The 22860-nt window shown below is 71.3% G+C and carries 20 protein-coding genes; 12 read left to right on the top strand and 8 right to left on the bottom strand.

All coding sequences use genetic code 11. The features are described 5' to 3' along the window. Position 1: 1 nt before the first annotated feature. The 6 genes from N2041_RS05755 to N2041_RS05730 all read right to left on the bottom strand — a co-directional run bounded on the left by N2041_RS05755 (position 2) and on the right by N2041_RS05730 (position 5827). Positions 2-856 (bottom strand): PHP domain-containing protein, encoded by an 855-nt coding sequence (locus N2041_RS05755; protein ID WP_297676721.1) that lies wholly within the window; start codon positions 854-856, stop codon positions 2-4. Beyond that, positions 856-1623 (bottom strand): TIGR00282 family metallophosphoesterase, encoded by a 768-nt coding sequence (locus tag N2041_RS05750; RefSeq protein ID WP_297676720.1) that lies wholly within the window; start codon positions 1621-1623, stop codon positions 856-858. Before N2041_RS05750 ends, N2041_RS05755 begins: the two co-directional genes overlap by 1 nt. A gap of 7 nt (positions 1624-1630) precedes the next feature. After that, positions 1631-3160, bottom strand: coding sequence for a ribonuclease Y (gene rny, locus N2041_RS05745; protein WP_297676718.1), 1530 nt, complete (start codon positions 3158-3160; stop codon positions 1631-1633). 115 nt (positions 3161-3275) lie between these two features. Beyond that, positions 3276-3908: a TRIC cation channel family protein gene (locus N2041_RS05740; protein WP_297676716.1), complete on the bottom strand. Its 633-nt coding sequence runs from the start codon at positions 3906-3908 to the stop codon at positions 3276-3278. Between the two features lie 32 nt (positions 3909-3940). After that, positions 3941-4942: a ketol-acid reductoisomerase gene (ilvC, locus tag N2041_RS05735; RefSeq protein WP_297676715.1), complete on the bottom strand. Its 1002-nt coding sequence runs from the start codon at positions 4940-4942 to the stop codon at positions 3941-3943. A gap of 69 nt (positions 4943-5011) precedes the next feature. Beyond that, complete coding sequence (locus N2041_RS05730) at positions 5012-5827, bottom strand: nuclear transport factor 2 family protein (protein ID WP_297676713.1); 816 nt, start codon at positions 5825-5827, stop codon at positions 5012-5014. Between the two features lie 180 nt (positions 5828-6007). Between N2041_RS05730 and pepN the strand changes: the two genes are divergently transcribed. The 12 genes from pepN to N2041_RS05670 all read left to right on the top strand — a co-directional run bounded on the left by pepN (position 6008) and on the right by N2041_RS05670 (position 20432). Then, on the top strand, positions 6008-8587 hold the full coding sequence (gene pepN, locus N2041_RS05725; protein WP_297676711.1) for an aminopeptidase N: 2580 nt from the start codon (positions 6008-6010) through the stop codon (positions 8585-8587). Between the two features lie 124 nt (positions 8588-8711). Continuing rightward, a complete protein-coding gene (locus N2041_RS05720) occupies positions 8712-9929 on the top strand; it encodes an isochorismate synthase MenF (protein WP_297676708.1) in 1218 nt (405 codons plus the stop codon). Beyond that, complete coding sequence (menD, locus tag N2041_RS05715; RefSeq protein ID WP_297676706.1) at positions 9926-11647, top strand: 2-succinyl-5-enolpyruvyl-6-hydroxy-3-cyclohexene-1-carboxylic-acid synthase; 1722 nt, start codon at positions 9926-9928, stop codon at positions 11645-11647. Before N2041_RS05720 ends, menD begins: the two co-directional genes overlap by 4 nt. Continuing rightward, positions 11644-12486 (top strand): 2-succinyl-6-hydroxy-2,4-cyclohexadiene-1-carboxylate synthase, encoded by an 843-nt coding sequence (menH, locus tag N2041_RS05710; protein WP_297676704.1) that lies wholly within the window; start codon positions 11644-11646, stop codon positions 12484-12486. Before menD ends, menH begins: the two co-directional genes overlap by 4 nt. A 5-nt stretch (positions 12487-12491) precedes the next feature. Further along, positions 12492-13313 carry a 1,4-dihydroxy-2-naphthoyl-CoA synthase gene (menB, locus tag N2041_RS05705; protein ID WP_297676788.1) on the top strand — a complete coding sequence of 274 codons (822 nt, stop codon included), beginning with the start codon at positions 12492-12494 and terminating at the stop codon, positions 13311-13313. Then, positions 13310-14398, top strand: a complete 1089-nt coding sequence (locus tag N2041_RS05700) for a mandelate racemase/muconate lactonizing enzyme family protein (RefSeq protein ID WP_297676702.1) — start codon at positions 13310-13312, stop codon at positions 14396-14398. The genes menB and N2041_RS05700 overlap by 4 nt, the downstream gene beginning before the upstream one ends. Continuing rightward, positions 14395-15870, top strand: coding sequence for an o-succinylbenzoate--CoA ligase (menE, locus tag N2041_RS05695; RefSeq protein WP_297676701.1), 1476 nt, complete (start codon positions 14395-14397; stop codon positions 15868-15870). The genes N2041_RS05700 and menE overlap by 4 nt, the downstream gene beginning before the upstream one ends. Before the next feature lie 28 nt (positions 15871-15898). Next, positions 15899-16834, top strand: coding sequence for a TIGR03560 family F420-dependent LLM class oxidoreductase (locus tag N2041_RS05690; RefSeq protein ID WP_297676699.1), 936 nt, complete (start codon positions 15899-15901; stop codon positions 16832-16834). Positions 16835-16871: 37 nt separating this feature from the next. Then, the gene (locus tag N2041_RS05685; RefSeq protein ID WP_297676697.1) at positions 16872-18026 is read left to right on the top strand and encodes a 1-deoxy-D-xylulose-5-phosphate reductoisomerase; all 1155 of its coding nucleotides are present in this window, start codon (positions 16872-16874) and stop codon (positions 18024-18026) included. Further along, a complete protein-coding gene (locus N2041_RS05680; RefSeq protein WP_297676695.1) occupies positions 18023-19210 on the top strand; it encodes an RIP metalloprotease in 1188 nt (395 codons plus the stop codon). The genes N2041_RS05685 and N2041_RS05680 overlap by 4 nt, the downstream gene beginning before the upstream one ends. After that, positions 19210-19515 carry a hypothetical protein gene (locus tag N2041_RS05675; RefSeq protein WP_297676693.1) on the top strand — a complete coding sequence of 102 codons (306 nt, stop codon included), beginning with the start codon at positions 19210-19212 and terminating at the stop codon, positions 19513-19515. Before N2041_RS05680 ends, N2041_RS05675 begins: the two co-directional genes overlap by 1 nt. Then, on the top strand, positions 19512-20432 hold the full coding sequence (locus N2041_RS05670; RefSeq protein ID WP_297676691.1) for a sugar phosphate isomerase/epimerase: 921 nt from the start codon (positions 19512-19514) through the stop codon (positions 20430-20432). Before N2041_RS05675 ends, N2041_RS05670 begins: the two co-directional genes overlap by 4 nt. Here the strand turns inward: N2041_RS05670 and nadC are convergent. Further along, on the bottom strand, positions 20429-21283 hold the full coding sequence (gene nadC, locus N2041_RS05665) for a carboxylating nicotinate-nucleotide diphosphorylase (protein ID WP_297676688.1): 855 nt from the start codon (positions 21281-21283) through the stop codon (positions 20429-20431). The genes N2041_RS05670 and nadC overlap by 4 nt on opposite strands. Next, positions 21273-22820: an L-aspartate oxidase gene (locus N2041_RS05660; protein WP_297676686.1), complete on the bottom strand. Its 1548-nt coding sequence runs from the start codon at positions 22818-22820 to the stop codon at positions 21273-21275. Before N2041_RS05660 ends, nadC begins: the two co-directional genes overlap by 11 nt. Positions 22821-22860: the final 40 nt, after the last annotated feature.

The raw sequence follows: 22860 nt of genomic DNA, 5'->3' as shown, positions 1-22860 counted from the left end.
GTCACACCTCGATGGCGCCGCAGGCGCAGTTCGCGTCGATGAACTCCACGAATTCCCGCACCCGCTCGTCGGGGAACGGGATATCGCCGATGTCCCGGTCATCCGGGTTGCCCAGCCCGTGAAAGTCGCTCCCGCCCGATGCCGCCATGCCCAGCTCCTGCGCCAGCGCGGCGTGCCGCGCGACCGTCTCCGGCAGGTAGTGCTTGTAGTAGGTCTCGATCCCGTCCGCGCCGAGGCCCCGGAGCATGCGGATCACGTCGACGTAGTTTTCGCCGATGAACACCGGGTGCGCGACGAACACCACCCCGCCGTGCTCGTGGATGATGGCGATGGCGTCCTGCGGGTCCAGCTTCTCCCGGTTCACGTCCGCCGGCTTGCCGTTCCCCAGCCACAGGTCGAACGCCTCCTGCACACTGGCGACGTACCCCTTTTCGACGAGCGCCCGCGCCACGTGCGGCCGCCCGACGGTCGCCTCGCCCGCGATCTCGAGCACCCGCTGCGTCTCCAGCGGCATCCCGTGGTCACGCAGGATGCCCACGATTTTCTCCACCCGGGCCAGCCGCCCTTCGCGCTGCCAGCGGAAGAACTCCTGCAGCCGCGGCCCCGAAGGGTCGAAGCCGAAGCCCAGCAGGTGGACATCCGCCTTCCCGACCTCGGTGCTGATTTCCACCCCCGGGATGAGCCGCAGGCCCAGCCGCCGCGCCGCGGCTGCTGCCTCCTCCAGGCCGTCGGTCGTATCGTGGTCGGTCAGCGAAAGCACCTGTACGCCGTTCGCCGCCGCCCGCTCCATCACCCAGGTCGGCGTCTGCACCCCGTCCGATGCGGTCGAATGCAGGTGGAAATCGCCGATCGCCATCAACACACCTCCCGGTCGACCCGCTCGATGCGCACCGCCCGGCGCGTCCGGTCGTCGGCCTCGACCAGCACACCGTTGATGACGGCCGGGCCTTCGGCCGGGACCAGCCGGGTCGGCATCTGCGTCAGGAACCGGTTCAGCACCGCCTGGATGTCATCGCCGATCACCGAATCCTTCGCCCCGCACATCCCCGCGTCGGTGCAGTACGCCGTCCCGTACCGCAGCAGCCGGCAGTCTGCCGTCGGGACGTGCGTATGCGTCCCGACGACGAACGTGGCGCGCCCGTCGAGGTGCCAGCCCATCGCCTGCTTCTCGCTCGTCGCCTCCGCATGAAAGTCGACCACGATGAACCGGTTCGCCGGCATCCCGGCGAGCGCCACATCGACGGCGCGGAACGGGTCGTCGTATTCCGCCGGCATGAACGCCCGGCCGATCAGGTTGATGACGACGAGGTCGCCGCATTCGGCAATGCCACGCCCCGGCGCGCCCGGCGGGTAGTTCAGGGGCCGCGTGATGCCGGGCGTCGATTCGAGGTAGGGGTACAGCTCCCGGTGCTGGAAGGTGTGGTTTCCACCGGTGATGACATCCACGCCCGCCGCGAACAGCTCGTCCGCGTGCCGGGGGATGAGCCCCTTCCCGCCCGAACAGTTCTCGCCATTCGCAATGACATAATCGAGCTTCAGTTCGTCCCGCAGCCTGGGCACGGTGCGAATAACCGCCTCGCGCCCGGCGCTGCCAACGATGTCGCCGAGGAAGAGCAGCCGCATCGCCGCGCTACCGGGCGTACTCGGTCGCACGCGTCTCCCGGACCACCGTGACCTTGATCTGGCCCGGGTACTCCATCGTCTCCTCGATCTTCTGGCTCACGTCTCGCGCGATCCGCATCGCTTCGAGGTCGTCTACCAGCTCCGGCTTGACGATGACGCGCACTTCGCGCCCGGCCTGGATGGCGAACGCCGATTCCACGCCCTTGTAGCTCTTGGCGATGTTCTCGAGCGTCTCCAGCCGCTTGATGTACGCCTCCAGCGACTCCCGCCGCGCGCCCGGCCGGCCGCCCGAAATCGCGTCCGCCATCATCACGATGATCGCCTCGACGGTCCGCGGCTCCACCTCTTCGTGGTGGGCTTCGATGCAGTGCGCGATGGCTTCCTTCACCTTGAACCGGCGCGCGATGTCGGCACCGATGAGCGCGTGCGTCCCTTCGACCTCATGGTCCACCGCCTTGCCGAGGTCGTGCAGGAAGCCGCCCGCCCGCGCGACCTCGACGTCCGCGCCGATCTCCTGCGCGATCATCGCCGCGATGTGGGCGGTCTCCACCGAGTGGCGCATCACGTTCTGGCCGTAGCTCGTCCGGTACTTCAGCCGGCCGAAGATCTTCAGCACCTCCGGGTGGAGGTTGAGGACCCCGGCCTCGACCGCGGCAGCCTCCGCGGCCTCCATCATCGTCGCTTCCACGTCGCGCCGGGCGCGGTTCACGGCCTCCTCGATACGCGTCGGGTGGATGCGGCCGTCCTGCACGAGCATCGTCAGCGCCTGCCGCGCGATCTCCCGCCGCACCGGGTCGAACGCGCTCACCGTCACGGCGTCCGGCGTGTCGTCGATGATGAGGTCGACGCCGGTCGCGGCTTCGATCGCCCGGATGTTCCGGCCCTCGCGGCCGATGATCCGGCCCTTCATGTCGTCGCTCGGGATCGGCACCACCGAAACGGTCGTCTCGGCCGTCACCTCGGAGGTGTACCGCTGGATGGCCGTCGCGAGGATCTTCCGCGCGCGCTGCGCGGCCGTCGCCTCGACCTCCTTCTCCATCTCGCGCACACGGCGGGATGCCTCTTCGCGGATTTCGACCTCGACGGCGGCGAGCAACTGCTGCCGCGCCTCGTCGACCGAGAGGTTCGCCACCCGCTCGAGCTCGGTCGCCTGCCGCTGCCGAAGCTCCTCGGCTTCAGCCCGCAGCTGCTCGATCTGCGCCTCGCGCTCGCGCAGCGATTGCTCACGCCGCTCGAGCGTCTCCAGCTTCCGGTCGAGGTTCTCTTCCTTCTGCGCGAGCCGCTGCTCGATGCGCGAAATCTCCGCCCGGCGCTCCTTCATCTCCGCTTCGAGCGAATTCCGGAGCGCGAGGGTCTCTTCTTTTGCCTGGAGCAGGAGCTCCTTCTGTCGCGTTTCGGCCTCAGCGAGGATCCGGCTGGCCTGTTCCTCCGCCTGTTGCAGCGATGTCCCGGTAACGCGGCGGCGGTACATGACGCCCGCCCCCGCACCAACCAGCAACCCCACGAGGCCGACGATAATCGCAGTTATCGCCAGCATGTAATATCTCCAGGGCGGTCATACGAGATGACACGGGTGATACCCCGGCGCAAATCTCGCCGAAAGTTCTCTTTTCCATCCTACGCCCCGGCCACCCAAAACGGAACCGCGCGGCTCACCGCCTCACCCCGCCGCGGCCCCCCGGCCGCGGGAGCCGCAGGTCGAACGCCGCCCCCGCCGAGTACACCAGCGCCGCCACCGAAAGCCCGAACAGGGCCGCCACGCTGTTCGACTGGCTGTACACCGCCCACGTCGCCAGCCCGCCGAGACCCGCCGCCGTGGCGTTTACCTCGCTATGCAGCACGACGGGCACGCGGTCTGCGAGCAGGTCGCGGATGACCCCGCCGCCGACCGCCGTCACGATCGCCATCAGCATCGCACCGCTCCAGCCCAGCCCGGCCCCGATCGCCGTCAGCGCCCCCGCGACCGCGAACGCTCCCAGCCCGCCTGCTTCCGCAATCCGAAGCACGAAGCGGGGGTAGCGCGCCCGCCGCCAGATGAGCACGACCGCCGCAATCGCGCCCCCGACGGCCCAGGCGAGGTAGTCCGGGTGCGCGAGGATCAGCGGCAGCCGGTCGAGGATGACGTCGCGCATGACGCCGCCGCCCGTCGCGGTGACGACGCCCATCACCAGCAGCCCGAACACGTCCAGGTTGCGCCGCGCGCCGACTTCGACGCCGGAAAACGCGAACGCGACGATGCCCGCCCGGTCGAACGCGCCCACGAGGGTCGCCGTGTCGAACTCCACCGGGCACCTCCGCTGCCGCGCTGCGCGCCGGGTCAGTCCTTCGGCTTGTTCAGCCAGCTCATCATGGCGCGCATCTCTGCGCCGACCTTCTCGACCGGGTGCTCGGCCTCCAGCCGCCGGGTCGCGAGGAAATGCGGCCGGCCCGCCATGTTCTCGAGGATGAACTCCTTCGCGAACTGGCCGGTCTGGATCTCCCGGAGGATTTTCTTCATCTCCGCGCGCGTCTGGTCGGTGATGATCCGCGGCCCGCGCGTGTAATCGCCGTACTCCGCCGTGTCGCTGATCGAGTACCGCATCCGCGAGAGCCCGCCCTCGTAGATGAGGTCGACGATCAGCTTCAGCTCGTGCATCGTCTCGAAGAACGCGCTCTCCGGCTGGTAGCCCGCCTCGACCAGCGTTTCGTAGGCCGCTTTGATGAGCGATGACAGCCCGCCGCAGAGGATCACCTGCTCGCCGAAGAGGTCGGTCTCCGTCTCTTCGCGGAAGGTCGTCTCCAGCACGCCTGCGCGGGTGCCGCCGATGCCTTTCGCGTAGGCCAGCGCCAGCTGGAGCGCTACTTCGCTCGCGTCCTGATGCACGGCGACGAGGCAGGGCACGCCGCCGCCCTCCGTGTACACCCGCCGCACGAGGTGGCCCGGCCCTTTCGGCGCGATCATCGTCACGTCGACGAACGGCGGCGGCTGAATCTGCTGGAAGTGGATGTTGAACCCGTGGGCGAACATCAGCATCTTGCCCTCGGAGAGGTTCGGCTCGATGCCCGCCTGGTAGATCTGCTTCTGCACCTGGTCCGGCGCGAGGATCATGATGATGTCCGCCTCGCGCGCCGCCTCTTCCACGCTCGCCACGCGGAGGCCCGCCGCCTCAGCAGCAGCCCGCGACTTCGAGCCCGGGTACAGCCCGACGATGACGTCGCAGCCGCTGTCGCGCAGGTTGAGGGCATGCGCGTGCCCCTGCGAACCGAACCCGATGATGGCGATCTTCCGCCCGTTGAGCAGGCTCAGGTCGGCGTCGTCGTCGTAGTACATCTTGGCCATGGCAGGCTCACCTCGCGGAAAATGTCAGGAGAGGCGGAAGAGCGCCCCCGCCCGGGCGGGAGCCGGGGATCAGGCCGGCATGATGACCCGGCGCTGGTGCCGGTCCTGCGCGTAGTTCTCGTACGGGTTGATGCCGAGCTCGCGCAGCATCGCGTACCCCTCGATCACCTGGATCTTGCCGTCGACCAGCCGCACCCAGTCGGCGAAGCGCGGCCGCGCCGGGTCGATCGCGAGCTCGACCATCGCCATGTGGTCGCCCGCCATCAGGTTCGTCACCCGGAGCTTGCCGAAGGCCGGCATCGGGATCGAGGCCAGCAGCCCGAGCACGTTCTCGGGCCCGGTCACCACCCCGTAGACCCCGTCGATGACCGTCGCTTTCGGCGACAGCTTCTCCAGCGCCGCATCCCGGTCGCCCGCCAGCAGCGCATCGTAGAAGCCTTGCACGACCTGCCGCGTTTGCGAGGTGCTGCCGCCCCGGTAGCCGAGTGCGTCGTTCAGCGCCGCCGTTGCCGGCTTGTCGAGGGTGATGTCCCGCAGCGTCGCGTACAGGCGGCGCCGCGCCACCTCCTCCTCGTCCTCGCTCTCGAACTCGAAGATTTCGATGACCCGCTGGGTGAACGGCCGCCAGTCGTAGCCCTTCGCCTCGATCGTCGCCCGGACCGCCACGGCATTGCCTTCCTCGATGTATTCGAGGTCGGCGTAGTTGCAGTCCTGGTAGTCCCGCAGGAACTCGCGGTGCCAGTCGGCAATCGCCACCGAATCGCGCAGGGTCGGCCCGCGGAACGACTGGAACACCGCATCGGGCCGGTGGCGCGCCTCGATTTCAGCGAACCGGTCGAAGTTGATCGCGGTGATGAGGGCATTGACGGCGGGGATGTGGGACATAGGCGTGCGGCCACCTGCGCTGGGGTCGGCCGGATTGTACCCCGGTTCACGAAATGGGTCACCGCGCCGCTCGCTCCGCCAGTCCCCCATGCCGTTTTCCCGTGCCTCACTGCGGAAAATCGCCTACCCTGCTCTCCGTCATCCTTTTGAGAGCGGCACCGGGCCGCGCTGGAGCCCAAGATGGCGAACGACCCCGCACCGAATTCCCCGGACGAGACCCCGCGCGATGTGCTCACGCAGGCCGAAGCCGAGGCCCGCGCCGCCCGCGTCAGCGCCTGCGACTATGTCCTCGACCTCGACCTCACCGCCGGCGCTCCCGGCTACCGAGGCGATGCGACCCTCCGCTTCGACCTCGCGGGCGAAGGCGACCTCTTCCTCGACTTCCGCGGCCGCCACATCGAGCGGCTCGACGTCAACGGCCGGGTCATCGAATCCCTCCGCTGGAACGGCTACCGACTCTGGCTCCCCGCCGAGGCGCTCGCGGCTTCGAATACGGTCCGCATCGTCTACGAAAACGACTACGACCACGAGGGCGACGGCTTCCACCAGTTCATCGACCCCGAAGACGGCGAGGAGTACCTCTACACCAACTTCGAACCCTACGAGAGCCACCGCCTCTTCCCGCAGTTCGACCAGCCCGACATCAAGGGCACCTATCGCCTCGCCGTGACCGCCCCTGCCGGCTGGGAGCTCATCCACAACACCGCCCCGGCCTCGGTCGAAGCCGCTCCCGACGGCCGCCGCCGCTGGGCGTTCCAGCCGACGAAGCGCTTCTCCACCTACCTCTTCGCGCTCGTCGCCGGCCCCTACTACGTCGTCCGCGACCGCCACGGCGACACCGACCTCGGGCTTTTCTGCCGAAAGTCGCTCGCCCGCTACCTCGACGCCGACGAAATCTTCGAAGTCTCGAAGCAAGGCCTCGACTTCTACGCCGACTTCTTCGGGGTCGCCTACCCGTTCGGCAAGTACGATCAGGTGTTCGTGCCCGAGTTCAATTCCGGGGCGATGGAGAACGTCGCCTGCGTCACCCACAACGAATACATGGTCTTCCGCGACCCGCCCACCACGAACCAGCGCCGCTCCCGGGCCGAAGTCGTCCTCCACGAGATGGCGCACATGTGGTTCGGCAACCTCGTCACGATGCGCTGGTGGAACGACCTCTGGCTGAACGAGAGCTTCGCCACCTACATGTCCTACCTCTGCATGGACCAGGCCACGAAGTTCGATAGCGGCTGGCTCGATTTCGCCTCGTCCATCAAGAACTGGGCCTACCGGCAGGACCAGCTCGTGACGACCCACCCCATCGCCGGCACCGTCGAGGACACGGACCAGACGTTCCTGAACTTCGACGGCATCACCTACGGCAAAGGCGCCTCCGTCCTCAAGCAGCTCGTCGCGGCCGTCGGCCTCGAAGGCTTTCGCGAAGGCATGCGGGAGTATTTCCGCCGCTACGCCTATGGCAACGCCACGCTCGCCGACTTCCTCGCCGCCGTCGAGCGCGGCAGCGGCACACCGCTCGCCGAATGGGCACGACTCTGGCTCGAAACCCCCTCCCTCAACACCATCGCCGCCCGCTGGACCGTCGAAGGCGACCGCGTCGCCTCCCTCGCGCTCGAGCAAACCGCGCCCGCCGACTATCCCTACCTCCGCCCGCACCGCCTCGACGTCGGGCTCGCCCGTGAAGAGGAAGCCGGCCTCCGCGTCACCGTCCTGCCGGCTTCTATCAGCGGCCCGCGCGCCGAGCTCCCCGAAGCCGTCGGCCTGCCGCGGCCGGATTTCGTCTTCCCGAACTACGGCGACCACGGCTACTGCAAAGTCGCGCTCGACCCGGTCTCACTCGAGTACGTGCTCGCCCACATCGACCGCGTCGACGACACGCTGCTCCGCCTGCAGCTCTGGGCATCGCTCTGGAACATGGTCCGCGACCAGCAGCTCTCGTCGCTCCGCTACCTCGCCCTCGTCCGGGAGAAGGCGCCGCGCGAACACCACCCCGAGCTGCTCGAAGCGGTCACTTCGAACGCGCTCCTCGCGCTCGGCCGGTACGTGCCCGACGAGGCGATCGAGCCCGAGGCCCGCCAGTTCTTCGAAGCCGCCCTCGCCGCCCTTCGCGAGGCTCCGCAGGGCGACCTGCAGAAACTCTGGGCCCGGACGCTCATCGGCGCCGCTGCGACGGCCCCCGACGTCGAAACCCTCTGCCGCCTTGCCGATGGAGCGATCACCGTGCCCGGTCTCCTCATCGACCAGGAGATGCGCTGGGCCATCGCCGCGAAGGCCGTCGCCTACGGGCTGCCCGGGGCCGCTGAGCGGCTTGCCGCCGAGACCGCGCGCGACCCCTCGGACCGCGGTGTCCGCGCCCGCCTCCGCGCCGAGACGTCGGCACCCGACCCTGCGGTGAAGGAAGCCGCCTGGGCGAAGTTCCTCGGCGAGGGCTACGGCTCGCTCTACCTCACCGCTGCAGCCATGTCCGGCTTCAACTGGCGCCACCAGCGGGCCCTGCTCGAACCCTACGTCGACCGCTTCTTCGATGCCGTCCCTACGGTCTTCGCCGAGCGCGACAAGGAGTTCGCGACCGACTTCTTCCGCAACCTCGCGCCCGCTTACCGCGTCGAGAAGCCGGTCATCGAGCGTGCCCGGCAGCTCCTCGAGCGGGCAGGGGATCAGGTGCTCCTCCGCCGCACGGTGCTCGAGTTCGTCGACGACATAGAGCGTGCCCTCCGCTGCCGCGACGCCGCGCGCGCCGGCCTCGGCCAGGCGGGGTGAGCCCACGTACAGCCCGTAGCGCCCCCGGGCGGTAGCCTGTTGTCGAACCCCGCAGAAAGAAGTTCAACGGCCGATGTCTGCTCCCTCGACGACTCGCCCCGCAGCGGCGCCCGGCCGAATCACCGTGACGCCGCTTTCCCCCGCGACCGTCGCGTGGTACCGCGCGCGCGGCGAGCGCTGGCTCCGCGAACACGCTGCCGTGACCTGGGAGCGTCCCTCCCGCGGCCTGCACGTCTTCGGGCTCGGGGTAGCGGTACGCATCGCCGGTCCCCGCGGCGAGGGGTTCGCGGCGGCCCGCAACGCAGTCACCGACCTGCTGCAGCGCCTGGACGTCGCCAGCACCGCCGTCCGGCCGCTCATCTTCGCCGGCGCCAGCTTCGACCCCGGCGCACCGCACCGCGACCCGCTCTGGGACGTGTTCGGCGGCTGGCAGGTGCTCCTCCCGGCCATCACCATCATTCGAGAGGGCGACCGCTGGTCCGGCATCGCCTGCGCCGGCGACTTCCCCTTGCCGCAGGAGGCGCCCGCCTCGCCCGCTGGTGAGGCCGACCGGGAGACGCTCGCCGGCGCCATCGCCGAGGCCGTGCGGGAAATCCGCGCCGGGCGCTACGAGAAAGTCGTCCTCGCGGGGTCTCGAAGCGCCCCGCTCGGCGGCGTCACCCCGGCCGACGTCCTCGCCCGGCTCGCCGCTGCCTTCCCGACCTGCTGCGTCTTCAGTTTCCGCGCAGGCGGCAGCACGTGGCTCGGCGCGAGCCCCGAGCCGCTCGCCGGCGTGAGCGCCGGGCGGGTCGAGCTCGTCTCGCTCGCCGGCTCGCGCCGCCGGGGCGCGTCCCCCGACCTCGACCGCCAGCTCGAGCTCGACCTCCTTGGCAGCCCGAAGGAGCGCTGGGAGCACCGCCTGGTCGTCGAGGCGATCCTGCGCGAAGCGGGCGAGCTGGTCAGCGGACTGCACGTCCCGCCTGAGCCGTCCGTGATGAAGCTCGCCAATATCCAGCACCTCTATACGCCGATCACCGGCCGGCTCGCGCCGGGCGCGGGCCTCCTCGACCTCGTCGAACGGCTCCACCCCACCCCGGCCGTCGGCGGCTGGCCGCGCCCCGCGGCCCTCGACGCCATCCGCCGCCTCGAAGGGATGGACCGCGGCTGGTATGCCGGCCCCATCGGCTGGGTCGACCCCGCCGGGGACGGCGAATTCGTCGTCGGCCTTCGCACCGCCTTGCTCAGCAGCGGCGCCGCGCGGCTGTACGCGGGGGCCGGCATCGTAGACGATTCCACCCCGCACGCCGAACTCGACGAAATCGAATCCAAGCTCGATGCCCTCCGGGGAGTCATCGCCCGGTGAGCATCGCCCGCGCCAACACCGCAGCCGCCCGCGCGCTCGTCGAGGGGCTCGCCCGCGCCGGCGTCCGCCATGCCGTCGTCACCCCCGGCAGCCGGTCGACGCCCCTCGTCTTCGCCCTCGCCGACCAGGACGTCATCTGCCCGCGTCTCGTCATCGACGAACGGTCGGCGGGCTTTTTTGCGCTTGGCTTAGCCCGCGCGACGGGCACACCGGTGCCCATCGCCTGCACGTCGGGCACCGCGGTCGCGAACCTCTTCCCGGCCATCGCCGAGGCGAACCTCTCGCGCGTGCCGGTCATCGCGCTCACCGCCGACAGGCCGCCGCGGCTGCGTGACCTCGGCGCGGCCCAGACCATCGACCAGGTCCACCTCTTCGGCCGCCATGTCCGCTGGTCGGTCGACCTCCCCGCGCCTGCGAGTCCGTCCGACGCCCCGGCGTTCGAGGTCGCCGGCCGCCGGGCCGTGAGCATGGCGCTCGCTGGACTTCCCGGCCCGGTGCAGGTCAATGCCCCCTTCGAGGAGCCGCTCGTCGAACCCCCTGCCGACCACCCTGCCGACTGGCGTCCCCTGGCGGGTCCGCTGGCGCGTCCCGGCCATCCGCCCGGCACGGCGGCGCTCGAGGACGCCAGGCGGCTCCTGCGGGAAGCCCGCCGCCCGCTCATCGTGGCCGGTCCCGAGACCGGCGGCCTGCCGCTGGAGCCGCTCGTCGCCCTCGGGCGGGCGCTCGAGGCGCCCGTCCTCGCCGACCCGCTCAGCGGCCTGCGCGCGGGCGTCGGCCCGGATGCCCCGGTGCTCGACGCGTACGACGGCTGGATGCGGACGGTAGCGCCGCCGATGCCCGATTTCGTGCTTCGGTTTGGTGCGCCGCCGACGTCGAAAGTGCTCAACCAGTTCCTCGCGTCCCTCGCAGGTGTCCCACAAATTCTGGTCGACCTCCCCGGCGGCTTCCGGGAGCCGAACGGCGTCGTCCCTGTGGTGCTCCCGGGCGACCCGGGGCAGGTCGCAGCCGCGCTCAGCGATGCCCGCACCGTGGCCGAGCCCGGCTGGTGCGCCGCCTGGCTGGACGCCGACCGCAAAGCGCGCGCGGCCCTCGACGCCGCCTGCCGGCAGGAGGACGGCGCCTTCGAGGGCCGCGTCTTTTTCGAGCTTCGCGAGGCGCTGCCGGCTGGCGCTGCGCTCGTCGCCGGGAACAGCATGCCAGTCCGCGACCTCGACGATTTCTTCGGGCTTCGCGAAGCCCCGCTGGACATCAGCGCGAATCGCGGCGCGAACGGCATCGATGGGGTCGTTTCGACCGCCGCCGGCGCTGCCGCTGCCGGGCGCCCGACGGTGGTCGTCGTGGGCGATGTGTCGTTCCTCCACGACCTCAACGCGCTCTGGCTGGCCCGGGAGTACGCGCCTCCGCTCCTCATCGTCGTCGTGAACAACGACGGCGGCGGCATCTTCCACTATCTCCCGCAGGCCGCGCACGAAGCGCGGTTCGAGCGCTGGTTCGCGACACCGCCGCGGATCGACGTCTGCCGAGCGGCCGCGCTCTTCGACCTGCCCGCAGCGCGGGTCGAAAGCTGGCCCGGCTTCCGCGCGCAGGTGGCGGGGTGGCTGGAGCGCGGCGGACCCGCTGTCCTCGAACTCACAACCGACCGGGCGGAGAACGTTGCCATGCACCGCCGCGCCTGGGAGGCCGCCGGCCATGCGGCCGCAGGAGTGTTCGGCCGGTGACCCGCGTCGAGCTGGCCCCCGGCTTCAGCCTGAACGTCGAAACCTGGGGCGAGGGGCCGCCCCTCGTAGTGCTCCACGGCTTCACTGGCTCCTCCCGCGCCTGGGGTGAGTTCGGGCGGCTGCTCGGCCGCTCGTTCCGCTGCATCGGGGTCGATATCGTCGGGCACGGCGAATCCGACGCCCCGGATGACGTGAGCCGGTACCGCATCGAAGCTGCGGCCGGCGATGCCGTCGCCGCCGTGCGCGCCTGCGGCGTCGAGCAGGCCCCGTGGCTCGGCTACTCGATGGGCGGCCGCACCGCCATCGCCGTCGCCTGCCTCCACCCGGGTGCGGTCTCCGCCCTCGTCACGATCGGCGCGTCGCCCGGCATCGCCGACGCATCTGAGCGCGCGGCGCGCCGGCTCGCCGACGAGGCGCTCGCCGACCGCATCGAACGCGAAGGCATCGAGGCGTTCGTCGTCTACTGGGAATCGCTCCCCCTTTGGGCGACGCAGGAGCGGCTGCCCGCCGACGTCCGCGACGCCCAGCGCGCCATCCGCCTCGCCAACCGGCCGCGCGGCCTCGCAAACAGCCTCCGCGGCATGGGAGCCGGCGCGCAGCCGCCGTTCCACGGCGCGCTCCGGGACCTCCGCGTCCCCTTTCTCGCGCTCGCGGGAGAGCTCGACACAAAATACGTGCAGGCCGCTGCGGCGATGGCCGCGCTCGCGCCGCATGCGCGGGCGGAGACCATCCCCGGCGCCGGGCACGCTGCCCAGCTCGAGGCCCCGGCCGAAACGGCAGCCGCCGTGACCCGCTTCCTCGCCGAATCCGCCCATCTCCCACTGGAGGCTCACCTGTGACTGCGATCGACTGGCAGACCGTCCACGAGTACGACGACATCATCTTCCAGCGCGCCGAAGGCATCGCCCGCATCAGCATCAACCGGCCCGAGGTCCACAACGCGTTCCGCCCGAAGACGACGTTCGAACTCATCGATGCCTTCTCCCGCGCCCGCGAAGACCCGGAGGTCGGCGTCATCCTCTTCACCGGTGAGGGCGGCCGCGCCTTCTGCTCCGGCGGCGACCAGCGCGTCCGCGGCCACGGCGGTTACGTCGGCGAAGACAACGTCCCGCGCCTCAACGTCACCGACCTCCACAAGCTCATCCGCTCCATCCCGAAGCCCGTCATCGCCCTGGTCGCCGGCTGGGCCATCGGCGGCGGCCACGTCCTCCACGTCATCTGCGACCTCACCATCGCCGCCGAGAACGCCCGCTTCGGCCAGACCGGCCCGAAGGTCGGCAGCTTCGACGGCGGCTTCGGCGCCATCCAGCTCGCCCGCAACGTCGGCCAGAAGAAGGCCCGCGAAATCTGGTACCTCTGCCGCCAGTACGACGCCCGCGAAGCGCTCGAGATGGGCCTCGTCAACGCCGTCGTCCCCCTCGAGGAGCTCGAGGCTGAAGGCGTCCGCTGGGCGAAGCAAATCCTGAAGATGAGCCCGCTCGCCATCCGTATGCTCAAGTCGGCGTTCAACGCCGAGCTCGATGGCATGGTCGGCATCACCGAGCTCGCCCACAACGCCAACATGCTCTTCTACATGACCGACGAGGCGAAGGAGGGCCGCAACGCCTTCCTCGAAAAGCGCGAGCCCGCCTATTCCGACTTCGCGAAGTTCCCCCGAAGGCCGTGACGTCCATCGCCGCTGCCCGGCTCGTGCCGTACCGGCTGCAGCTCGCCGCGCCGCACACAGACGCCCGCGGCGGCTTCAGCTCCCGGGAAGGCGTGCTCCTCGAGCTCACCGACGCGGAGGGGCGGTCGGCGCTCGGCGATTGCTGTCCGCTGCCCGGCCCGGGTGACCCGCTCGATGCGGCGGTCGCGGCCCTCCGCGAGGTCCTGCCCGCGCTCGCCGGCGCCGCGCCCGCGGACCTCTACCAACGGCACACGGCGGCCGCCTGGCTGCTGCCCGGGCCCGCGGCGTTCGCCCTCGAGAGCGCCGTCGGGTTCCTCGCCGCGCAGCAGCAAGGCCTCCCGCTTTCGGCGCAGCTCGAACCGAACAGGCCGCGCCCCTCCAGCCTCGCGGTCAACGCACTCGTCGACGCCGCCGACGTCCCCGCCGCGCTGGAGCAGGCCGAGCTGGCCGCCGCCGAGGGCTACGCCGTCCTCAAAGTGAAGGTCGGGCTCGGCCGGGACCGCGACCTCGAACTGCTCCGCAGCCTCCGCGAACGTCTCGGCTCCCGGGTCCGGTTGCGGCTCGACGCCAACGGCGCGTGGCCCGGCGAGGAGTTCCTTGTCCTTGCCCCCGCCCTGCGCGACGCAGACGTGGACCTCGTGGAGCAGCCGGTTTCCCCCGCGGAAGCCGCGCAGCCGGGCCGCCTCGCGGCGCTGCGGGCGCGCAATGGTCTCCGTATCGCCCTCGATGAGTCCCTCGCCGGCTCCGGTGCAGCCGCCCTCGTTGCCGCGAAAACCTGCGACGCGATCGTGCTCAAGCCGTCGCAGCTCGGCCTCGCGGCTGCGGCCCGGCTGGCGCGCACCGCGCGCGCGGCCGGCATCGAAGTCATCGTCACCGGCGCGTTCGAGTCCGGGGCGGGGTACGCCGCTGTGCTCGAGTTCGCCGCGGCCTTCGGCTCTCCGGGCACGGCGCACGGGCTGGCGACCGCCCTCGCCGTCGCCGACGACCTCGTCGAAGGCGTGCCGCGGCCGGCCGCGGGGTCCATCGCGCTGCCGCCGGCCGGCGTCGTTCCCCGTCTCGCAGTCGCCCGGGAGACCTCGCGGTGAGCGCCCCGGGTGAGTCCCCGGCGTTCGACTGGCTCGCCCACCGCGCCGCCGTCCTCCCCGGACACCCCGCGGTGGAATTTGGCGCTGAGGTTTGGTCCTTCGCCGAACTCGACCGCCGCGCGTCGGCCGTCGCGGCCCTCCTGCTGGGCGCCGGCCTCGAGCCGGGCGACCGGGCGGCGCTGCTCGCGGCGAATTCGAACGCGTTCGTGGCTGCAGTCTTCGGCGCGGCCCGGGCCGGCGTTCAGCTCGCGCCGCTCAACTGGCGCCTGTCGCACGCAGAACTCGCCTGGCAGGTCCGGCGGCTAGGCGCCCGCGCCCTTCTCCACGACGCGGTCTACGCCGCCGCGGCCGCGGCCCTCGCTGCAGAGGCCGGCGCCCGCGCGCTCAGCCTCGAGACGGCCCGCGAGGATGCCCTGTCCCCGTCCGCTGAAAACTGGCCCGGGACGTGGACGGGCGACTTCATCCTCATGTTCACTTCCGGCACGACGGGCCGGCCGAAGGCTGCACGCCTCACGTTCGAGAACTTCTTCGCGAGCGCCGCAGCGTCGGCCTTCAACATCGGCGTCGACCCGGGCGACCGCTGGCTCGCCTGCATGCCCCTCTGCCACGTCGGCGGCCTCTCCATCGCCACGCGCTCCCTCATCCAGGGCACGACCATCGTCATTCATCCGGGCTTCGAGCCCGCAGCCGTGAACCGCGCCCTCCGGCGCGAGCGCATCACCCTCCTCTCGGTCGTCCCGACGATGCTCGCCCGGATGCTCGAATCCGACGCCGACCCGTTCCCGGAGGCGCTCCGGGCGGTCCTCGTCGGAGGCGGTCCCGTCTCGCGTGACCTCCTCGAACGGGCTGCAGCACGCGGCCTGCCCGTGCTCCAGACCTACGGCCTGACCGAAGCGACCAGCCAGGTCACGACCCTTCCGCCCGCCGACGCCCTCGGGCACCTCGGCTCCGCCGGCAAGCCCCTGTTCTCCATCCGCGTCGGCGTCGATGCGCCCCCCGGCGAACCGGGCGAAATCCTCGTCGCCGGGCCGACCGTCTTCGCCGGCTACTTCGACGACCCGGATGCCACCGCCCGCACCGTCCGGGGCGGCTGGCTCCGCACCGGCGACATCGGCCGCCTCGACGCCGAGGGCTTCCTCTACGTCCTCGACCGCCGCGATGACCTCGTCGTCTCCGGCGGCGAGAACGTCTACCCGGCCGAGGTCGAAGCCGCGCTCGAAGCCCACCCGGCGGTGCGCGAAGCGGCGGTCGTCGGCCTGCCGGACGACCGCTGGGGGCAGGTCGTCGCCGCTGCCGTCGCCTTCGAACCCGGCGCCGCGGCCGGCTGGGACGACCTCGAGACCTGGCTGCGCGGCCGGCTGGCGGGCTACAAGCTTCCCCGCCGCTGGCTCCGCGCCGGCGAACTCCCGCGCACCGCGAGCGGCAAGCTCCAGCGCCACCGGGTCCGCGCCTGGTTCGAAGCCGGCCCGTAGAATCGGCCCCACCTCAGGGGGTGCCGCGATGAACTTCGGCCTGCACATCGGCCAGCAGAACATTTCGATGGACGAGCTCCGCCGCCTTTGGCGCTGGGCCGATACCGCCGGCTTCGACTGGGTCGACGTCTGGGACCACTTCTACGAAGCGCCGCCCGTCGACGGGAACGGCTCCTGCTTCGAAGCGACGACCTGCATGGCGGCGATGGCCTGCGAGACGTCGAGCGTGCGCGTCGGCGTCCTCGTCCTCGGCATGGGCTACCGCCACCCGGCGGTCCTCGCCAACGCCCTCTGCACCATCGACCACCTGAGCGGGGGCCGGCTCGAAATCGGCCTCGGCGCCGGCTGGCACGAGCCCGAGTACCGCGCCTACGGCATCCCGTTCCCGCCCATCAAAGAGCGGCTCGACATGCTGGAAGAGGGCATCCAGGTCGTCCGCCTGCTCACCACCCGCGACCGCTCCGATTTCGCCGGGCGCTACTACCGGCTCGAAAACGCGGCCTGCAACCCGAAGCCGGTCCAGCCCCGCCCCCGCATCTGGGTCGGCGGCAACGGCGAGAAGCGCACCCTGCGCATCGCCGCCCGCCACGCCGACGGTTGGAACACGCCCTACACCTCGCCCGAGGAGTTCGCCCGGCTCTCGGCCGTCCTCGACCGCTGGTGCGAGGCAGAGGGCCGCGACCCCGCCTCGATCGAGCGGACCGTGAACCTCTCGTTCCACATGGCGGCCGACGCCGCCAGCCTTCCCCGGGTCGAGGAGCAATTCCGCGCCACCTGGGGGCCGGTCGCCGATGCGATGCGCAGCCGCGGCGTCGTGACCGGCCTTCCCGCACAGGCCGTCGATCTCGTCGGCGGCTACCGCGATGCCGGCGCGGCGCGCGTCAACATCGCCATCCGCCCGCCGGTCGACTGGGCCGGGCTGCACGCCTGGGCGAACGAGGTCATCCCGGCGTTCGCCCGCTGACTGGCCGGCTGGCATCGAAGCGACGTACGATCATGATGTGACCGCACCGCGCCGCATCGCCGTCCTCGGTTCGACCGGTTCCATCGGGCGGCAGGCGCTGGACGTCATCGCCCGCTCCGGGGGGCGCTTCGAGGCCGTCGCCCTCGCTGGCGGCGCGAACACGGCCCTCCTCGCCGAGCAGGCCGCTCTCCACCGCCCGCGCTACGTCTACGCCCCTGTGCCCTGCGACGCGCTCGAAGCCGCCGCGGCTGCAACCGGCGCCCGGTTCATCCCGCCCGAAGAGGTCGCTGTGGCGCCCGACGTGGACATCGTCCTCGTCGCGACCGCCGGGGCGGCCGGATTGCTGCCCACGCTCGCCGCGCTCCGCGCGGGCAAACCCGTCGCCATCGCCAACAAAGAAGTGCTCGTGATGGCGGGTCACCTGGTCCGCCGCGCCATGCAGGAGGGAGGCGGCGACCTCCGCCCGGTCGACAGCGAGCACTCCGCCATCTGGCAGTGCCTCTGGGGAGAAGCGCCCGGCAGCGTCCGCCGCATCATCCTCACCGCCAGCGGCGGCGCGTTCCGCGACCTCTCGCGGGACCAGCTCGCCGCCGTGACCCCTGAACAGGCCCTTGACCACCCGACGTGGAAGATGGGCCGCAAGATCACCGTCGATTCCGCGACGCTCATGAACAAGGGGATGGAGACGATCGAGGCGATGTGGCTGTTCGACGTGCCGATGGCGGCCGTCGACGTCGTGCTCCACCGCGAATCCATCGTCCACAGCCTCGTCGAGTTCTCCGACGGAAGCGTCAAGGCTCAGCTCGGCGTTCCGGACATGCGCCTGCCCATCCAGCTCGCGCTCAGCTACCCGGAGCGGATGCCCGAGCCCGCCGTCCCGCTGCTCGACCTCGCTGCGGCCGGGACGCTCCATTTCGGCCGGCCCGATACCGAACGCTTCCCCTGCCTCCGCCTGGCGATGGACGCCGGCGCCGCCGGCGGCACCGTCCCGGCAGCCATGGCCGCCGCCGACGAAATCGCCGTCGAGCGCTTCCTCCGCCGCGAGATCGGCTTCCTCGATATCCCCCGCGTCATCGAGCGCGTCCTCGAACAGCACCGGCCCGTGGCCGACCCCTCGCTCGATGAGGTGCTCGCCGCCGATGCCGAGGCGCGCCGGCTCGCGGCCGCCGTCCCCGCAGGAGTTCCGGCATGACCTTCCTCGCCATCGACCCCTTCGCGATCCTGCAGGCCGCGGTGCCCTTCCTCGCGATGCTGGTCGTCCTCGTCGTCATCCACGAGTTCGGCCACTTCCTCGCGGCCAAGGCGTTCGGCATCAAAGTCCTCGAGTTCGGCATCGGTTTCCCGCCGCGCGCCTGGACGTTCCTCCGCAAGGGCGAAACCGAGTACACCCTCAACTGGCTCCCGATCGGCGGCTTCGTCCGCCTCCTCGGCGAGGAGGACCCGAGCGATCCGCGCAGCCTCGCGGCCCAGGCCGCGTGGAAGCGCCTCGTCGTCATGTCGGCCGGCGTGATGATGAACCTCGTCACCGCCATCGTCCTCCTCGCCGTCGGCTTCATGGTCCCCCGCGAGCGCGCCCTCACGATGGCGCAGGTCATCGAAGTCGCCCCCGGCTCCCCGGCCGCCGAGGCGCGGATCGAAGGCGTGATGCGCGACGGGTCCCTCCCGCAGCAGGGCCTCCAGCCCGGCGACATCGTCCTCGAAGTGGAAGGCAAAGAGGTCCGCAACACCTCCGAACTCGTCTACGCGAACCGCCTCAACCTCGGCGAAACACAGCGCTGGGTCATCAACCGCGGCGGCGCCATCCTCACCGCCTACGTCTACGCCCGCTGGGACCCGCCGCCCGGGCAAGGGCCTACGGGCATCCGCATCGGCGCGCCCGCCAGCTGCACGACCGACGCCGACGGCAATCCGACCTCCTGCCAGCTCCTTTATCCCTACACCGAAAAGGTCTGGGACTGGCCGTGGGTGGCGTTCCCGAAGGCCATCGGCTCGCTCGGCGAGACCTTCCGCCTGACCGTCAACGAAATCCGCGTCATGATCGCCGGAACCTCCGGCGCCTCGATGTCGAATGGCCAGCCCGCCTTCACCGGCCCCGTCGGCATCGCCGAGACGACCGGCACGATCATCGACCAGCAAGGCTGGCGCCCGCTCATCGAGCTGGCCGCGCTCCTCAGCCTCAACCTCGCAATCTTCAACGCCCTGCCGATCCCGATGCTCGACGGCGGGCGCATGCTGTTCGTCTTCATCGAAATCCTGCGCGGCGGCCGCCGCATCGCCCCCGAAAAGGAGGCGCTCGTTCACTTCATGGGCTTCGCGCTCCTCCTGTTCGGCGTCCTCATCGTCACGTACTTCGACATCGCGCGCCTCGTGAGCTGATGTACACCGCCATCTTCGTCGGGCTCTACCTCCTCGGCTGGAGCGTCGCCGCCTTCCTGCCGTGGCTCGGCTGGAGCGTCGCGACCCGCGGCCGGGCCGGGCTCTGGAACCTCCCGCTTTGCCTCTTCGCCGGCATCGTCGCCGCGCTCGCCGTCCCGATCGCCGGGGCGACCGGCGCCGCCGGCCTCGCTGCGAGCTTCGCCGCTGCGTTCCTCGTCCCGCTGGCGCTGATGGCGCTGCGGCAGTGGGCCCGCCTCCCATCCCCCGCCGCCAGCCCTCACGCGGAGGTGCCGCCCCAGCGATGAGCGAGCTCGCTCTCTCGACGATGTTCGCCCAGCAGCCGCGCTTCGAGGACGGCGCCGCGTTCGCCCGGTTCGCCGCCGAAGCCGGCTACGATGCCATCGAAATCAGCCACTCGACACCGCTCGAAAAGACCGCCGCCATCCGGGCGGCGAACCTCCTGCCCATCGTCTCCATCCACCAGCCCGCCCCCTACGAAAAACTCCCCAACGGCCGCGGCAACGGGAGCCTCAACCTCGCCGCGCTCGATGACGGCGAACGCGCCGCTGCGGTCGCGGCCGCGCTCCGCTCGATCGAGCTCGCGGCCGAGGTCGGCGCCCGCCGCATCGTGGTCCACCTCGGTCACGTCGGCAGCCCGCGCGAGCAGTTCGAGGAGGAGCTCGCCCTCCGGCGCGCCTTCGACGCCGGGGAACGGAGCGGCCCGCGCGTCGAGGGCCTCCGCGCCGCGCTGGTCGAACGCCGCGCCGCGCTGGCCGAGCCGCACCTCGCTGCTGCCCGCCGGTCGCTGGAACAGCTCGTCGCCGCCGCGCGCCCGCGCGGCATCGCCATCGGCATCGAAAACCGCTACCACTACCACGAAATCCCGCACCCGGCGGAGTACGAAATCATCCTCGACGGCTTCGACCCGTCGGAGGCCGGCTACTGGCACGATGTCGGGCACGCCGAGGTGCTCCACCGCCTCGGCCTCATCGACCGGCATGAGTGGCTGCGCCGCTGGTCGTCCCGCTGCATCGGCGCACACCTCCACGACGTCGACGGCATCGGCGACCACCGCGCCCCGGGCGACGGCGACGTCAGCTGGGACTACATCGCCACCGGCGTCGGGCACCTCGAAAGCCACACGCTCGAGATCAACCAGCATCAGCCGGACGACCGCGTGCGTGCCGCCCGGCCGTTCCTCGAGGGCATCGGGCTCGCTTAGAACTCCAGCTCGAGGCTGATGTCCAGCGCCCGCGCGCTGTGGGTCAGCGCCCCGGCGGAAATCGCATCCACGCCGGTCCGGGCGATCGCCCGGACCGTCTCCAGCCGCACTCCGCCGGAGGCCTCGAGCTTCGCCCGCCCCGCCACCCGCCGCACGGCCTCGGCCATCGCCTCGAGCGGCATGTTGTCGAGCAGGATCCACTCCGGCCGCGCCGCGAGCGCCTCGTCGAGCTGGTCGAGACCGTCGATTTCGATCTCCACGGCCACGCCCGGCCGCAGCGCCCGGATCGCCGCCGCAGCCTCGGCAAGCGTCCGGCCCTCGCGCCGGATCGCTTCGCGGTGGTTGTCCTTCACCATCGCCATCGCCGCGAGGTCGCGCCGGTGGTTCGTGCCGCCGCCGCACCGGACCGCGTACTTCTCGAGGTCCCGCAGCCCCGGCGTCGTCTTCCGCGTGTCGAGGATGACCGCCTTCGTGCCCGCAACGGCGTCGACGAACGCGCGCGTGAGCGTCGCCGTGCCGCTCAGCCGCTGCACGAAGTTCAGCGCGACCCGCTCGGCCTGCAAGAGCGCGCGCACGGGCCCGGTCACCGATGCCAGCACGGCGCCCCGGTCGAACCGCTCGCCCTCGCCGACGAGCTGGTCGAAGCGGCACCGCGAGTCGACCAGCCGAAAACAGGCCGCCGCGACCGGCATCCCGGCGAGCACGCCCGCTTCCTTCGCGAGGAACGCCGCGCGCCCTTCGAGCCCGGGGTCGACCGTCGCCAGCGTCGTGACGTCGTCGAAGGCGCGATCCTCTTCGAGCGCGGCGCGCGCCAGCCGCTCCACCAGCCCCGGGTCCAGCTCAGCGCTCACGGACGAACACCTGCCGGCGCTTCCAGTGGAGGTCGTCGGTTTGCGGGAAGTCGCTGCGGTAGTGCCCGCCCCGGCTTTCGGTACGGCGCAGCGCGGCCGTCAGCATCAGGGCAGCGACGGTCGTCATCTGCTGCCGTTCGAAGGCCTCCCGGGTCACGGCCCCCTCGCCGCGCGCGGGCCACCCGGCGATCGCCTGGAGGCCGCGCCCGAGCCCGGCCGCATCGCGCTCGATCCCGGCACACTCCCACATCATCGCCTGGAGTTCCGCGTGCGAGGGTGCGGCAGTCGCCGGCAGCGGCAGCGCCGCGCGGTCCGGGGTCGCTGCGGCCGCGCCGCCGCCCCCGGCCGCGAGGTGTTCGACGACCCGTTTGCCGAAGACGACCGTCTCCATGAGCGAGTTGCTGGCCAGCCGGTTCGCCCCGTGGACGCCCGTACACGCGCATTCGCCGCAGGCGTACAGCCGCGGGATCGTCGTCCGGCCCCACGTGTCGGTCCGCACGCCGCCCATCAGGTAGTGCGCTGCCGGCGCCACCGGGATGGGATCGACCCGGATGTCGATCCCGGCGCCCATGCAGTAGGCAAAGATCGCCGGGAACCGCACCGCCAGGTCGACCGATTTCAGCCCGGTGCAGTCCAGCAAGACGTGGTCGCTGCCCTCGCTCCGCATCTCGCGCACGATCGCACGCGCGACCACGTCGCGCGGGGCGAGGTCAGCCAGCGGGTGGTAGCGCTTCATGAACGCCTCGCCGGCCCGGTTGCGGAGGACCGCCCCTTCGCCACGGACCGCCTCCGAAATGAGGAACGTCGGCACACCCGGCACGCGCAGCGCCGTCGGGTGGAACTGGTAGAACTCGATATCCGCGATTTCTGCGCCGGCATCGAAGGCGAGCGCCACGCCGTCGCCGGTCGCCACCTCCGGGTTCGTCGTGTGGGAAAAGAGCTGGCCCGCGCCGCCCGTCCCGAGCACGACCGCGTCGGCGAGGTACACCTCGCGCTCGCCCGTTTGCAGCGCGACCGCCTCGACGCCCGCCGCTTCCCCCTCCTGCACGATGACGCGCGTGACGAGCGTATGGTCGAGGATGGTGATCGCCGGGTCCTTCGCGGCCTCCGAGAGCGCGGTTTCGATCTCGGCCCCGGTGCGATCCCCGCCGGCGTGCAGCACGCGGGCGCGGCTGTGCGCCGCCTCCCGCCCTAGCGCGACTTCGCCGCCGAGCGAATCGAACGACACTCCGTAGCGGACGAGGTCGCGGATCCGCGCCGGCGCCTCGTAACACAGGATGCGAGCCGCCTCCTCGTCGACCAGGCCCGCTCCCGCCGCAATCGTGTCAGCCAGGTGCTGCTCCGGCGAATCGAGCGGGCCGACGGCCGCCGCGATGCCGCCCTGCGCCCAGCGCGTGTTGCAGTCGTCGATGCTGCCCTTCGTGAGCACGAGCACCGGGCCGAGGTGCCGCGCCTCCAGCGCGACGAACAGCCCGGAAATTCCGCTGCCGACGACGATGACGGCGAACCGCTCCCCTGTAGCTCCCGGGCCGGCCATGGGAGTTAGTGTACGAGCTACACGAAGTGCCGACCAACAC

This window comes from Tepidiforma sp., from assembly GCF_026419595.1.
Taxonomy (GTDB): Bacteria; Chloroflexota; Dehalococcoidia; order Tepidiformales; family Tepidiformaceae; genus Tepidiforma.
The sequence above is the reverse complement of the archived record's forward strand: the minus strand, read 5'-3'. Positions and strand labels throughout refer to the sequence as shown.

What these genes read in the sequence shown, in the direction of transcription:
- N2041_RS05680 (WP_297676695.1), top strand. Translation starts at nt 18,023, where the DNA reads ATGACCTTCCTCGCCATCGACCCCTTCGCGATCCTGCAGGCCGCGGTG.
- N2041_RS05690 (WP_297676699.1), top strand. Translation starts at nt 15,899, where the DNA reads ATGAACTTCGGCCTGCACATCGGCCAGCAGAACATTTCGATGGACGAG.
- rny (WP_297676718.1), bottom strand. Translation starts at nt 3,160, where the DNA reads ATGCTGGCGATAACTGCGATTATCGTCGGCCTCGTGGGGTTGCTGGTT.
- ilvC (WP_297676715.1), bottom strand. Translation starts at nt 4,942, where the DNA reads ATGGCCAAGATGTACTACGACGACGACGCCGACCTGAGCCTGCTCAAC.
- pepN (WP_297676711.1), top strand. Translation starts at nt 6,008, where the DNA reads ATGGCGAACGACCCCGCACCGAATTCCCCGGACGAGACCCCGCGCGAT.
- N2041_RS05750 (WP_297676720.1), bottom strand. Translation starts at nt 1,623, where the DNA reads ATGCGGCTGCTCTTCCTCGGCGACATCGTTGGCAGCGCCGGGCGCGAG.
- N2041_RS05675 (WP_297676693.1), top strand. Translation starts at nt 19,210, where the DNA reads ATGTACACCGCCATCTTCGTCGGGCTCTACCTCCTCGGCTGGAGCGTC.
- N2041_RS05755 (WP_297676721.1), bottom strand. Translation starts at nt 856, where the DNA reads ATGGCGATCGGCGATTTCCACCTGCATTCGACCGCATCGGACGGGGTG.
- N2041_RS05670 (WP_297676691.1), top strand. Translation starts at nt 19,512, where the DNA reads ATGAGCGAGCTCGCTCTCTCGACGATGTTCGCCCAGCAGCCGCGCTTC.
- N2041_RS05730 (WP_297676713.1), bottom strand. Translation starts at nt 5,827, where the DNA reads ATGTCCCACATCCCCGCCGTCAATGCCCTCATCACCGCGATCAACTTC.
- N2041_RS05660 (WP_297676686.1), bottom strand. Translation starts at nt 22,820, where the DNA reads ATGGCCGGCCCGGGAGCTACAGGGGAGCGGTTCGCCGTCATCGTCGTC.